At 37.2% G+C, this 14,660-nt stretch carries 11 protein-coding genes; 5 read left to right on the forward strand and 6 right to left on the reverse strand.

Going from position 1 to position 14,660, the window contains the following annotated elements:
* Positions 1 to 25: 25 nt before the first annotated feature.
* From ODU55_RS01790 to ODU55_RS01810, 5 genes are all read left to right on the forward strand, one after another.
* Positions 26 to 6,850, forward strand: coding sequence for an SNF2-related protein (locus ODU55_RS01790; RefSeq protein WP_398581679.1), 6,825 nt, complete (start codon positions 26 to 28; stop codon positions 6,848 to 6,850).
* Positions 6,851 to 6,920: 70 nt separating this feature from the next.
* The gene (locus tag ODU55_RS01795) at positions 6,921 to 7,220 is read left to right on the forward strand and encodes a DUF5962 family protein (RefSeq protein ID WP_011922452.1); all 300 of its coding nucleotides are present in this window, start codon (positions 6,921 to 6,923) and stop codon (positions 7,218 to 7,220) included.
* 13 nt (positions 7,221 to 7,233) lie between these two features.
* Positions 7,234 to 7,530, forward strand: coding sequence for a DUF5966 family protein (locus ODU55_RS01800; RefSeq protein ID WP_012775118.1), 297 nt, complete (start codon positions 7,234 to 7,236; stop codon positions 7,528 to 7,530).
* Between the two features lie 340 nt (positions 7,531 to 7,870).
* A complete protein-coding gene (locus ODU55_RS01805) occupies positions 7,871 to 8,044 on the forward strand; it encodes a type A2 lanthipeptide (RefSeq protein WP_012775117.1) in 174 nt (57 codons plus the stop codon).
* Between the two features lie 83 nt (positions 8,045 to 8,127).
* Positions 8,128 to 9,525, forward strand: coding sequence for a DUF4135 domain-containing protein (locus ODU55_RS01810; RefSeq protein WP_011922451.1), 1,398 nt, complete (start codon positions 8,128 to 8,130; stop codon positions 9,523 to 9,525).
* A gap of 188 nt (positions 9,526 to 9,713) precedes the next feature.
* On the opposite strand, the gene ODU55_RS01815 is transcribed toward ODU55_RS01810, so the two are convergent.
* The 6 genes from ODU55_RS01815 to ODU55_RS01840 form a co-directional block, all read right to left on the reverse strand.
* On the reverse strand, positions 9,714 to 11,033 hold the full coding sequence (locus tag ODU55_RS01815) for an IS1380-like element ISSsu5 family transposase (RefSeq protein ID WP_002338419.1): 1,320 nt from the start codon (positions 11,031 to 11,033) through the stop codon (positions 9,714 to 9,716).
* A 227-nt stretch (positions 11,034 to 11,260) separates the two neighbouring features.
* On the reverse strand, positions 11,261 to 11,788 hold the full coding sequence (locus ODU55_RS01820) for a phosphoribosyltransferase family protein (protein WP_002294507.1): 528 nt from the start codon (positions 11,786 to 11,788) through the stop codon (positions 11,261 to 11,263).
* A 43-nt stretch (positions 11,789 to 11,831) separates the two neighbouring features.
* A complete protein-coding gene (locus tag ODU55_RS01825) occupies positions 11,832 to 12,695 on the reverse strand; it encodes an aminoglycoside nucleotidyltransferase ANT(6)-Ia (RefSeq protein WP_002294505.1) in 864 nt (287 codons plus the stop codon).
* 32 nt (positions 12,696 to 12,727) lie between these two features.
* Positions 12,728 to 13,462: a bifunctional 2-polyprenyl-6-hydroxyphenol methylase/3-demethylubiquinol 3-O-methyltransferase UbiG gene (locus ODU55_RS01830; RefSeq protein ID WP_000662263.1), complete on the reverse strand. Its 735-nt coding sequence runs from the start codon at positions 13,460 to 13,462 to the stop codon at positions 12,728 to 12,730.
* Positions 13,443 to 14,312 carry a nucleotidyltransferase domain-containing protein gene (locus ODU55_RS01835; RefSeq protein ID WP_000233000.1) on the reverse strand — a complete coding sequence of 290 codons (870 nt, stop codon included), beginning with the start codon at positions 14,310 to 14,312 and terminating at the stop codon, positions 13,443 to 13,445. Before ODU55_RS01835 ends, ODU55_RS01830 begins: the two co-directional genes overlap by 20 nt.
* 14 nt (positions 14,313 to 14,326) lie before the next feature.
* The gene (locus ODU55_RS01840) at positions 14,327 to 14,551 is read right to left on the reverse strand and encodes a helix-turn-helix transcriptional regulator (protein WP_000205227.1); all 225 of its coding nucleotides are present in this window, start codon (positions 14,549 to 14,551) and stop codon (positions 14,327 to 14,329) included.
* Positions 14,552 to 14,660: the final 109 nt, after the last annotated feature.

Raw genomic sequence — 14,660 nt, forward strand, 5'->3', positions numbered from 1 at the left:
AGCCTTTTTAAAATGGGAGGGAATAATGAATCAAGAAGTCTTACTACAAATGATGAGAGCAACCATTCCTCGTGATAGAGCCTTGCTTGAAGCGTTTTTATATTACCAAGCAGAGCATTTTGATGAGGAGTGGGATAGTCTCGTTTATCAGTTTATGACCAATAGGCAGGGAATCAAAAGATCTGTTCAGGTACTTCACTTTGAGACAGATGTTTCAGCTTTTGTCCAGGCTAGTCCTTATGATACTGCTCATGATCTATTGACCTATACACAAGTTTTCGGCCAAACTGGTCTCCAAAAACTCGACAAACTATCGCCGTCTGAAAAAGACTTGGTGATTGAAGTGGCCTTGTTCAATCTGGCCACTCGTTTTCAACTATTAGACTCAAATGGACACTACCAAACTATTTCACCAGATTCTCTATTACAAAAGAGTAGGGGAGCTAATTTGGTCAATGTTTATCGTGTGGCAAATAATTTAGCGGATCGGATTAGTCGAGATATTGAACAGTTTCTCTTAACTTACGAGCCTGAGCTTGAAATAAAAGTAGATGAAACAGTTCTAGAAAATGAAGAAACTGGTGATGAGCACAAAGCTAGTGTTCATCAAGCAATATCATTTAGAGAAGATGGCTCTCTCATCATTGCTAGTTTGGATGTAGATTTGTCTCAACTAGATGTTCAAACAGGAAAAACAAGTCATCTGCCAGCTTATGAAGCGTTATCTTTACGACGTAAATTTGAGATTCTAACATATTTTGACCAAATTCGAAATGAACGTTCCAAAGTCCCAAGTTTTAGACGAGGTGATTTTGATACTGAGACGGAAATGACACCAGTCTTTGAGGGCGAGGAGTTACTTACCTATCTAGAAGCTGATGGCACTCCCTATGAGCTGAAACGAACGCTGACCACAGTCGAAGAAAAGGAATTAGAAAAAATTGGACAAGCCATTTGGATAGAAAATCAAGAAAAATTGACTCAGCTAGGGATTGAGCTATCTCAGTTTGAATCAGACCAAGTCGGTATTTTATTGGATGCGGCAGGTCGTTTTCGTTTGAAAAATGCGGACCTTGCTTTACTAGGTGGCTATCCCAAAGCCTCGGTAACTCAACTAGCCCTTGCGACAGAACTACTCCAAATGGGATTGAGTCATGAAAAGGTTGAATTTTTCTTTGGTAGCCAGCTTTCCATTGAAGAGCTGCGACAAGTTGCCTACGCCTTTTTACACCAAGAACTCAGCAGAGAAGATGCGGAGCAATTTGAAAAAGATAAACGCAATCAGCCAGATTTAACCCTCAGAGATTGGAAAAGCAAGCTAGAGAAAGCTGAGTCGAAAGTAGTAGTTGATGAAGAATTCGCGGAAAATCCACTAGTCCAGAGAGTATTGGACACTTATCCTCTGGGGTCATTGGTTTCCTATAAGGGACAGGACTTTGAGGTCGTGTCGGTCAGCGATGCTCGATTGAACGGTTTGATTCGGATTGAGTTAGTCAATGATTTTTCGGATATCATTGAACAAAATCCAGTTCTTTATATGAGGACCTGGGAAGAAGTCAGGCAGGCACTTCATCAGCTAAAGGCAGAAAAACAAACAGAGTTAGAAGAAGCGGACCAAGAATTAAACCTATTCTCATTTCTGGAAGAGGATCCAGTTCAGAGTATTGGACTATTGGAACCAGATGGTTCAGAAAAAGGTCATAACGATACTGAACTTGAAGAATCAGATAATCAAATTCCTGAAGAGGAAGTCGTCGAAACAATTCCAGAGATTCCAGTAACGGACTTTTATTTTCCAGAAGATATGACGGACTTTTATCCAAAGACTGCTAGAGATAAGGTTGAGACAAACATTGCGGCCATTCGTTTGGTAAAAAATCTAGAAGTAGAGCACCGCAATGCTTCATTAAGTGAACAAGAACTCCTTGCCAAGTATGTGGGCTGGGGTGGACTTGCCAATGATTTCTTTGATGACTATAATCCAAAATTTTCTATGGAACGAGAAGAACTGAAAAGCCTAGTCACTGATAAAGAGTATTCGGATATGAAACAGTCCTCCCTGACAGCCTATTACACAGACCCTGCCCTGATTCATCAGATGTGGGATAAGTTGGAAAGAGACGGCTTTACAGGTGGCAAAATCCTAGATCCTTCCATGGGAACAGGGAATTTCTTTGCGGCTATGCCCAAACACTTAAGAGAAAAGAGTGAGCTATATGGCGTAGAGCTAGATACCATTACAGGAGCCATTGCCAAGCACCTTCACCCGAATAGCCATATTGAAATTAAGGGCTTTGAGACGGTGGCTTTTAACGACAATAGTTTTGATTTGGTGATTTCAAATGTGCCGTTTGCCAATATACGAATTGCGGATAACAGGTACGATAAGCCTTATATGATTCATGACTACTTTGTCAAAAAGTCACTTGATTTGGTCCATGATGGTGGACAAGTAGCGATTATCTCTTCCACAGGAACCATGGATAAGCGAACAGAAAACATCTTACAAGATATTCGTGAGACAACTGAATTTCTTGGAGGGGTTCGATTGCCTGACTCTACCTTTAAGGCCATTGCAGGAACGAATGTTACAACGGATATGTTGTTCTTCCAGAAACACTTGAACAAGGGATATGTGACAGATGACTTAGCCTTTTCAGGTTCCATTCGTTATGAAAAGGATAGTCGCATTTGGCTCAATCCTTACTTTGATGGAGAATACAATAGCCAAGTGCTAGGAACCTACGAGGTCAGAAATTTTAACGGCGGAACACTTTCTGTTAAGGGGACTAGTGACAACCTCATCGCAAGTGTTGAAACTGCTCTACATCAAGTAAAAGCCCCAAGAGAGATTGATAGAAATGAAATCATCATTAATCCAGACATATTGACCAAACAAGTCATGGATACTTCCATTCCAGCTGAAATGAGGGAGAATCTGGGTCAGTACAGTTTTGGTTACCAGGGTTCTACAGTTTACTATCGAGATAACAAAGGCATTCGAGTGGGGACCAAGACGGAAGAAATCAGTTATTATGTCGATGAAGAGGGCAACTTCAAAGCATGGGACACCAAGCATTCTCAAAAACAGATTGATAGATTTATTAGCTTAGAGGTGACTGATAGCACTGCTCTAGATGTTTATGTGACCGATGATGCAGCCAAACGTGGTCAGTTTAAGGGTTATTATAAAAAGACAGTTTTCTATGAAACTCCCTTGTCTGAGAAAGAAGTGGCACGGATTAAGGGAATGGTCGATATTCGCAATGCCTACCAAGAAGTTATTGCCATTCAACGCTATTATGACTATGATAAGGAGACCTTTAACCACTTGTTAGGCAAACTCAATCGTACCTATGATAGCTTTGTCAAACGCTACGGGTATTTAAACAGTACAGTGAACCGCAATCTTTTTGATAGTGATGATAAGTATTCGCTTCTGGCTAGTTTGGAAGATGAAAGTCTAGATCCAAGTGGAAAGTCTGTTATCTATACTAAATCCCTTGCCTTTGAAAAGGCTCTAGTGCGTCCTGAAAAAGAGGTTAAAAAGGTACATACTGCCCTTGATGCCTTAAATTCCAGTTTGGCTGACGGACGTGGTGTTGATTTCGCTTATATGATGTCTATCTATCAGGTTGAATCGAAGATGACCTTGATTGAGGAGTTAGGTGACCTCATTATGCCTGATCCTGAGAAGTATTTGAATGGGGAACTGTCCTATGTTTCTCGCCAAGACTTTCTGTCAGGTGATGTCGTCACTAAGTTAGAAGTGGTGGACCTATTCGTGAAACAAGACAATCAGGACTTTAACTGGCCGCATTATGCAGGACTTCTAGAAACAGTCAAACCAGCACGCATTACTTTAGCAGACATTGATTATCGAATCGGTTCACGCTGGATTCCTTTGTCTGTTTACGGAAAATTTGCCCAAGAAACCTTTATGGGGAAAGCCTATGAACTGTCAGACCAAGAAGTAACAACAGTCCTTGAAGTCAGTCCCATTGACGGAGTTATCACTTACCAATCTAAGTTTGCCTATACCTATTCCAACGCAACGGATAGGAGTTTAGGTGTACCAGGTTCTCGTTATAATAGTGGTCGTAAAATATTTGAAAATCTCCTGAATTCCAATCAACCAACCATCACAAAACAAATTGTCGAAGGGGATAAGAAAAAGAATGTGACGGATGTGGAGAAAACAACAGTCCTGCGTGCCAAGGAAACACACCTACAAGAACTCTTTCAAGATTTTGTAGCAAAATATCCAGAAGTCCAACAGATGATTGAAGACACCTATAACAGTCTCTATAATCGTACAGTATCAAAGACCTATGATGGTAGCCATTTAACCATTGATGGACTTGCCCAGAATATCTCCTTACGTCCCCACCAAAAGAATGCCATTCAACGGATTGTGGAAGAAAAACGAGCTCTACTCGCCCATGAGGTAGGGTCTGGAAAAACCTTGACCATGCTTGGAGCTGGTTTCAAGTTGAAAGAACTAGGAATGGTACATAAACCACTTTATGTGGTGCCGTCTAGTTTAACTGCTCAGTTTGGTCAAGAAATCATGAAATTTTTCCCAACTAAGAAAGTTTATGTGACCACCAAGAAGGACTTTGTCAAAGCCAAACGTAAGCAGTTCGTATCACGTATTATCACAGGCGACTATGATGCCATTGTCATTGGAGATTCCCAGTTTGAAAAAATACCGATGAGTCGAGAGAAGCAGGTTACCTATATCAATGACAAGCTGGAGCAACTCAGAGAAATCAAACTAGGAAGTGATTCTGATTATACGGTCAAAGAAGCAGAGCGTTCAATCAAGGGACTAGAGCACCAGTTGGAAGAACTCCAAAAACTAGAGCGAGATACCTTTATTGAATTTGAAAACCTTGGAATTGATTTTCTTTTTGTGGATGAGGCTCATCATTTCAAGAATATCCGTCCAATCACTGGACTTGGGAATGTCGCGGGAATCACCAATACCACTTCAAAAAAGAACGTAGACATGGAGATGAAGGTGAGACAGGTTCAGGCAGAGCATGGCGATAGAAATGTCGTTTTTGCGACAGGAACACCAGTTTCTAACTCCATCAGTGAACTTTTCACCATGATGAATTACATTCAGCCCGATGTTTTGGAACGATATCAGGTATCCAATTTTGACTCATGGGTTGGGGCTTTTGGGAATATCGAAAACTCTATGGAACTAGCCCCGACAGGTGATAAATACCAACCTAAGAAACGGTTCAAGAAATTTGTCAATTTGCCTGAACTCATGCGAATCTACAAGGAAACTGCCGATATTCAGACATCAGACATGCTTGATTTACCTGTTCCTGAAGCTAAGATTATTGCGGTGGAAAGCGAGTTAACGCAAGCTCAGAAATACTATTTAGAAGAACTGATAGAGCGTTCAGACGCTATCAAGTCAGGTAGTGTTGACCCAAGTAGAGATAATATGTTAAAGATAACCGGGGAAGCTAGAAAACTAGCTATTGATATGCGGTTGATTGACCCTGTTTATACCTTATCAGATAATCAGAAAATCCTTCAAGTGGTTGATAATGTCGAGCGAATCTACCTTGAAGGAGCAGGAGAAAAGGCTACTCAGATGATTTTCTCTGATATTGGAACACCTAAAAGTAAGGAAGAAGGTTTTGATGTTTATAATGAACTGAAAGCTTTGCTGGTTGATCGAGGGATTCCCAAAGAACAGATTGCTTTTGTGCATGATGCCAATACCGATGAGAAGAAAAATTCCCTATCACGAAAGGTCAATAGTGGGGAAGTGCGGATTCTCATGGCATCTACGGAAAAAGGTGGAACGGGTCTAAACGTGCAATCACGCATGAAAGCTGTCCACCACTTAGATGTTCCCTGGAGGCCTTCTGATATTGTACAGCGAAATGGACGACTGATTCGACAAGGGAATATGCACCAAGAGGTGGATATTTATCACTACATTACCAAAGGGAGTTTTGATAATTACCTCTGGCAGACACAGGAGAATAAGCTCAAATATATCACTCAGATTATGACCTCAAAAGACCCTGTGCGGTCGGCAGAAGACATTGATGAACAAACCATGACCGCTTCTGACTTCAAAGCTCTAGCGACAGGTAACCCCTATCTCAAACTGAAAATGGAATTGGAAAATGAACTGACGGTGTTAGAAAATCAAAAACGAGCTTTTAATCGCTCAAAAGATGAATACCGCCACACAATTTCCTATTGCGAGAAGCACCTCCCTATTATAGAAAAACGGTTGAGTCAATATGATAAAGATATTGCCCAATCTTTGGCAACAAAGTCGCAAGATTTTGTCATGAGATTTGATAATCAGAAAATGGATAATCGTGCAGAAGCAGGGGACTATCTGCGAAAACTCATTACCTATAACCGCTCAGAGACCAAGGAAGTCAGAACACTTGCAAGCTTTAGAGGATTTGACTTAAAAATGACTACACGAGGTCCTAGTGAGCCCTTACCAGAGACCGTCTCTTTAACGATTGTAGGTGATAACCAATACACAGTCGCTCTTGATTTGAAATCAGACGTGGGAACCATTCAACGGATTAGTAATGCCATTGACCATATAATAGATGACCAAGAAAAGACAGAAGGGCTGGTAAAGGATTTAAAAGATAAGCTTCAAGTAGCCAAAGTAGAAGTTGAAAAAGTCTTTCCCAAGGAAGAAGATTATCAGCTTGTAAAGGCTAAGTATGATGTTTTGGCTCCCTTGGTTGAAAAAGAAGCAGAAATTGAGGAAATAGATGCGGCTTTGGCCAAGTTTAGTGAAGATACAACACCCCAAATGAAGCAACAAATAGCACTCGAGATATAAGAAAAAAGGCTGACAAATATTTTTGAACGCGGTAAAATGAAAGCAAGAAATCACAAAAGGAGAATAGATCATGGCCCAAACACTAGAAGAAATGCGTTATCAACTAGAAGAATGGTTGGCACAAGGCTTTACAAGCCCAGAGGATAGAGCCAACTACCAAGCTTTAAAGGAACAGTATGAAGATGAAACGCTTGATTATAGCTTCTCAAAGCGTGAAATCACTGGACAGCTGGAACTCATCATCACGAGTCGTGAGAATGATTTTCCAAGCTTAGATGAGGTGACGAAGGCGGAATACTTTGACTTGGTTGCCCAACTTGATGATTTAGACAAGGAACAGGCTAGCTATTACCGTAAGCAGTTATCCTAGAAAGAGGTGTAAGATGTTGGAACAAATTCTACAAAGCCTTTTGATTATCGCAGCAATAGGACTGTTGTTACTTGTCTTTTATCAGATTGTGAAAGTTTCAAGTACTTTATTCCTTATCGGACTCATCAGTGGAATAATCTTTATTGAAATCTATGGAATTTACCTCTTCTTTACTGAGAGCTACCTTTATACAGAAGATTTAGCAACTAATGGTATTTGGAGTTTTACTGGTTTTTATATTATCTTTAATAACTTTCTCTTGTTTATAATTACTATAAAAATCTTAAAAATAGAGCAACCTAAATCTTAGGATTATCAGAAATATGTAAATTGGTATTCCTAGTGATTGGTTTAAGATATTATTTTGCTTTTTTCAATACACATAGAAGAAAGCCAATGTGAACTGATATTTCAAGCTATAGTACAGTTCAGAATAGATGAACTTGAGAAGCAAAAAGCAAAATTTAATAAGAGGAATAAAGAGAACCAATTATTTAGTTTGCAGGTTTATTTTCTCGTTTCGTTATTTTTAGGATTTGTACCATAGAGTTTTGCCTTTTTTACTCATGTTTTACATCACTAATCGATTTATAATAATCTTATAGGGAAGCATAGTTACAAATAATTAATTATTCAAGGAGGAATTTATAATGAATAATATTAAACCAGAAATCTATGTTCAAACTGCAACTGATCAAGAAATTACATTATTAATTGGTGGTGCTGGAAGTGGGTTTGTTAAGACTCTAACTAAAGACTGTCCAGGCTTTTTATCAAATGTTTGTGTAAATATTGGATTCATCTCTGGGTGCAAAAATTGTTAAAATAAAAATTAGTTTGTAACTATGTATGTCCTATCGCCATAATTGATAGGGCATTTCCTTTTATTTTACTAGAGGTAATATCTATGACAATTAATATTACAGAGGAAAAAAGTTTTGATATAGTAATTTCAAAGGTAATAGAGGAATTTTCTTTCTCCACTTCAAAATTTAGTGAAGTGTGCTCCTTTTCTGATAGCATTATTAATAGTTTTAAGGAAGAGTTTAGAAAAATACTACTTCCTGTATTGGTCCAAGAAATAAATTTATTTAGGATAGGGAAAGGAACCAATTCAAAATATAGTGAATACAATGAATTTTGTAAAAATATTCTTAATAACGGTTTGTACTTTCTTGATAAATATCCAGTTTTAAAAAGAAGATTGAATCTTTTGAAAGAAAATTATGAAATTAGCATTGAATGTTTTTTGAAAAATTTAACCAAGAATTATAATGAAATTATAGAAAATTTTGATCTAAGGCAAGAAAATATAAGTGTAAAAATATTATCAATGGTGGGAGACAATCACGGTAGTAATAGGAATATCAGCTTTCAACTTCAAAATAAATCATTTTTTTATAAGACTTCAGGATACACTTTGTATCCAATTTTGAATGAATTAAATTGTAGAGTATTCGATTCTAAGTATTTCAAATTTCCTGATACATTCATTGGTAGCAATTTTATGATCCAAGAGAAGATTGACAATTTGTCCTGCCATGATAAAAGTCAAATCCATTCATTTTATAGAAATATGGGAGTGCTTTTGGCATTTACGTATGTGTTGAATGGAAATGATATGCACAATGAAAATATTATTGCTTGTAAAGAACATCCCTATGTGATTGATTTTGAAACTTTAATAAATCCTGTGTCACAAATAGAGGGAAGAATTTCACAAAGCATCTTTTCAACTGGCTTACTCCCAATGAAATATAGACGAAATTTTGATGGAATATTTGACTGTAGTAGTATAGGTCAAGTAAATATAGTTGTAAAAAAAGTTTTTGAAGAAATTAACCCGTTTAGTTCGGAATTACGATTGGAATTGACAGAACACCAATTTAATGATATCAAAGAATTCTTACCTTTACTCCATGAATCTCATATTTCTGCAAATAAATTTTTAGGTGATATTGAATCTGGATTCATATTTGGTTATTCAAGATTGAGAAGTTGTTATAAGATTATAAAAACAGTAGTCTTAAGGTATAAAAATGCCTTACTATGTAGATTGGTCTTAAGAAATACATCTGTATATTCAGCACTTATTGATCGAATTACTGTGCCAGATTTATTGATGGATGAGCTAAAAACAAGAAATGTTTTAACAAGCTTCTTAAAAGAAATACCAGTAATCAGTAGTCATGAAAAAAAGTACATTATGCTTGAAGTTGAGCAATTAGTTAATGGTGAGGTCCCATTGTTTACATTTGGTAATTTTGGAAATGTTTCAAGAAATGATACCCTGAATAATTCATAGCTCTAAATTTAACCTGTTTTTTTGAACAAATTGCCAATTTTTAAATTAGGCAGATACTTTCTTCCAAAATAATGTGTTTTCGAACAGGATGCCTACGGAAGAAGATCATAATAAAAATTATTTGTCTATTTAAGGGCAGACGAATCCCTTGAAAAAGAATCGGTTAAAAAATTTGTGTGATAACTAGTCTAAATCCATTGTTTGGATCGCCGCAGGCGTTCAAAAACCTTATAAAATTCAGTTTGATACACATGATAACTTGACAGTTTGAGATAGACCTGTCTCCCAGTCTGAACAAGTTTACCGGCTACTTTAAGCAATATCAGCCGGATGGAATGAATCGTCATGCCCTGGTTCACTTTATCAAAACCAATGCTTTTTAAAAAATTAACGAGGTTGTATGCAAGGACACTGATCATCATTCTGACATGATTTTCTAAGAAACGCGGGCTATCTGTTTTATCGAAGTAAAAGCCACCTTTCGCTTCTTTGATGAAATTTTCCATTGTTCCTCGCTTGCCGTAAAGAGAAAATATGACTTCAGGCGAGACATTGTCGGATAGATTAGTCACAATAAACGCATGATGAAATAGCAATTCTCCTCCTTCACGGACGGAGCGTATACAGACACGACGAGGTTTCGACCAGGATTGTGCTTGATAAGGTAGTGAAAAATACTGCACTTCTCGCTCTTCCCATTCTTGATTGTCCCCGTAAAGAACAGAATGTTCAGCTAACTGACTTAACCTCCGATTGCTCTTTAATCGGATAACGTACTGGCTTTCAGTTGCTTCACAAGACTCATACACCTCTGGTGTGGCGAAGCCGCTGTCACCCCGAACCAATATCTCGGTATGAGGTAACGTGCTCTTGTAGTGGTGTAAAAGCGGGTTGATAAAGGCTTTTACCCCTTTAGATGTGTACTGATTGCCTGAACGCAGTTCAGCTTTTAAGAAATCTCCGGTCAGTCCATCAAAGGCAACTAATGGGTGATAGCCGTAGGTTTGATAATGGGCATTATAATCTGTTTGTTCTTGGCGTCCAAAGGTATCCGAATGTGTGGAATCGACATCAATGATTAACTCGGTGTCATTGCGAATTAAACGTGCTTTATCAATCAATGACTGATTTAATGCTTGGAGTTGATCGATGTTCTCCTCGGTGAAACGATCCAGAAACCGTGAGATTGAGGATTGTGATGCCAACTGTTTTTTACCGAGTACAGCTTGAAAGACAGGATCCCGTCTTAATAGATTAGCTGATGAGTCTGCCGAGTAACCAGCAATTAATTGCATAATAAGCTGTTCCAATATCGCTAAGTTATCATGGGTAAAATAAGCCCGATGATCTGTAATATGGAGCCATTGTTTAGCTAAGTGCGAAAAGCCGAAGGTATTCATTAATTCTTTAACCAGGACTAACCCCGAATCACTTGATAGACGACCACCGGTATGTGAAATAGTGATATTTGAATTGAATTTAACTTGATTTTTGTGTAAGCTAGTCATGAGAAGAACTCCTTTCTTATGGTTGGTTTCGTCACCTTTACCATAGCAGAATGGGGTTCTTTTTTCATCACTTAAGGGGTGAAACTAAAAAAGTAATTATCAGACTGCCGTTAGGCAGTTTCAGACGGTTTCAATTAAAAAGTATGAATTATTCAGGGTAAACATCTTTCGTTGTATTGTAAATTAACGCCATCCAAAATTTTGATTCAAGATTTTCTTTCGGTTTATTATATGTTTGAGCCAATATAAGCTACAAAACTGCTGTCTATCCATTTTTGAGTAACCTCATTTATATCAATCCCAATAGTAGCCAACCCAATAATGCTGCAATCCAATTTCTCTAACAAAGCTATTAAAGCCTTCATTTGAGAACCTGTCTCTATCCAATCATCTACAATCAAAACTCTTTTGTTCCTCACAATAGAACTCTTAGATATTTCAAAGCTTTTATCTTGACCTGAATAGTCGGTAAAATGTGTCGAAATAATCTCTTCTTTTGCGTATGGCAGCTTATCACCTTTTCTTACTCCAATAAACCCCACTCCAAGTTCTTTGGCTATGGCAGTGCCTAGTATCCATCCAATTGCTTCTGGGGCAGCCACATAATCTACTTTATTTTGAAAATCCAATGATAGTACTTTTACAATTTTATCAAAAACGGTTTTATGTGTAAAAATAGTTAGTAAATCATATTTTCCAATTGAGTTACGAGGTAATATACCTCTAATTTCATTTATAACATCAGTACTTTCCATACATTTACACCCCTTGCTTATGGTTAATAATCTTTGCTAATCTTTAAAAATAGTCATTTTCAACATATTTTTTATACATGTCCTCGGTATATCTTGTTATGTTCTTACCATACTCTGGATAATCAAACCCCAGTAGTTCTGCTACCTCTTTGGACACTTCCCTGAACAATTGGTGGCATATAAATAATGACTTCCAAATATTTTCATAGGAATCCATGCGATATGTAGATAATAATCTATTCCATAGATCTTCATCAATGTATTTGTTAATATACTTATAATTTTTCCCAACACTTAATGAAAATTCTGTCTTTATCCCAACCTTCCACGACATCATCCTAAGTAGTTCAAACCGTAGAATCTGGTTCAGATGATCGATTGCAAACAGTATCTCTTTGCGGCACAATCCTTTAATAACATAAGGTGTTACATTCCAAAATTCATTGCAGCAATCATCATACTCCCTTGCGCTTGGCTTTCTTACATGATAATCTATATCAGTCGGAACTATGTCCCTTTTAATTCTACAATCTTTATCAATTAGAACCTTTATTAATTTATCGCCCTTTAGGTAATTATCTAACTCTTCCAAGGGCAATAAGGTAAGATCAATTTTATTGTAATCATCAAATAGCATAAGATAGGAAAATCCCTTTTCTTCAGGTGGGAATAATTCCATATCCTCCGGCTTTTGCATCATTATTATATTCCCAAATTGATTAAGCCAGTCATCATTAGATATAAACGGTTCTATATCACTTACAAAATATGTAATATCATAATCCTGAAATTCATCTTTAGGTATATTAATATTTGCGCGTGACCCCTCAAGGGTCACAATTCGAATACGTTCATCCTGTTCTGCTAAAGAAAGTACTAAATCCATCATTTCTTTTTCTGATCTCATTTACATACTCCTCGTTTATTTTTTCTATATTATTACATCTTCTTTTTTGCCGATACAATCAGCATCATTGGGCGTCGCATTTCATCCGCCATCCCCGGAATATCCATCATGTTCTCTGGCGGCTGTGGCTCCACAATCTGATTTATTATAAAACTATTTGAAAGCAGTGTATTTAGATATGTGGTCAGTGTTCTATGATATTTTGTAACCTTTTCTTCCAAAAACATAGCTGTCCGTTTGCCCTCATAATAATAATTGTCCACCGGGAAATGCAGTATTTCTCCTTTTTCGTTATAATACCAGTCTTGTGTTCCATGAGCAGTAAAAACAGGATGTTCAACTGTAAAAACTAAATTGCCACCAGCCTTCAGCATCCTATATATCTTTTTTATTAAATTCTCATAGTCTGCTACATAATGAAACGCAAGCGAACTTAGTATTACATCAAAGCTCTCCTCTGGGAAATCCACATCTTCTATGGCACAGCATTCATATTCAATCTGTGGAAAATGGGTTTTTCCTTTTGCTACTTCGAGCATTTTATGAGAAATATCAACACCTACTACAGAGGAAGCACCGTTTTCCATCGCATATATACAGTGCCATCCATAGCCGCATCCTAAATCAAGCACACGCTTACCCTTAAAATCAGGTAGCATCTTTTTCAAAGTCTCCCATTCTCCCGCACCAGCCAGTCCTTTCTGCGAGCGACTCATTTGACTGTATTTTTGAAAAAATATATTATCATCATATTTGTTTTCTTTCATCTGAACTCTCCTCGTTTAAAAAGTTATTTATCTCCGATACAATTTCATTCACTTCTTTATAAAGTTTCTCGGTCATATCGTAGCATTCAAAAAGAGAAAGACCGAGTACTTCAAAAATATGATTAACTCTTTCGGCATATTTTTCAGGTTTATATTCAAAAGTTTCAAGCAGTTTTATAGCTTTCTTTTCGTTAATGCAATAAGCATTATTACATGCAAATAGTACTTGATTTAAGCATGAAATAATACGAAAAACATGGCCTGCAATATAATATTTATCCTCTACCCCCGCATTTGCTTTTACAAACATTAAAGAGAATTCAGCTTCAAATATAAAAAAGTTCATCAAGCTTTTCTTTAGAGCAGTAGGGTAAATTTCTGCCTGCTTTTTTAATTCGCATAAGCTTTCGTTCTTAGCATATAGTATTTTACTAATCGCTAATTCTCCACGATACATTGCACTTATATAACCATGGGGATGCCCGGTCTGATAATTGGCAGTAACAATTCCTTGCTCCGTATCTTTGATTATTTGTTCTACCCGTTTTATATCACGTAAAATCAAGTCAACATGATACCCATTTATAAATAACCATCCGCCGCCATTAATCCAATCACCCCACGCTCCGGGAGGCACAACAAGGTTGTTTCTATTTTTATCATCCAATTCTGTAGCAATTTGATTAATCGCTGTCAGGTCAAATGAGTCTGAATTGTAATAGATTCCGATATCTATATCAGAATTTTCTGTATGGGTGCCTCTTGCACGTGAGCCCCCTAATACGATGCCTTCTATAAAAGGCAAAGATGATAATTTCTCTGTTACTATTTGAATAACATTACCTACCATATAAACATCCTCCTTTATTCGTTAGATATTTTTATTTCTTCTCCATCTGGTAAAATAAATGCCTGCACAAACTTGACACCTAGCACATCAGCAATGGCCTTCAACTCATCCAAGGTTACTGTTTCTCGTTGTAATTTTTTATTGAAATTCTGTGGAGTCTGGCCAATACGTCTAGCAAGTTCGGAAACACTTATATTCATTTGCTCACACAGTTCTTTAATCATTTCTGCCGTAGTCATACAGCACCTCCAAGTTTACGCTAAGAATATTATAAACCATTTGGTTGATAAACACAATAGTTATTAAAATATTATTATAATCAGCAAGCAAAAGAAAACCCACAACTCT

This window comes from Streptococcus sp. 2022WUSS037 (genome assembly GCF_044427225.1).
Taxonomy (GTDB): Bacteria; Bacillota; Bacilli; order Lactobacillales; family Streptococcaceae; genus Streptococcus.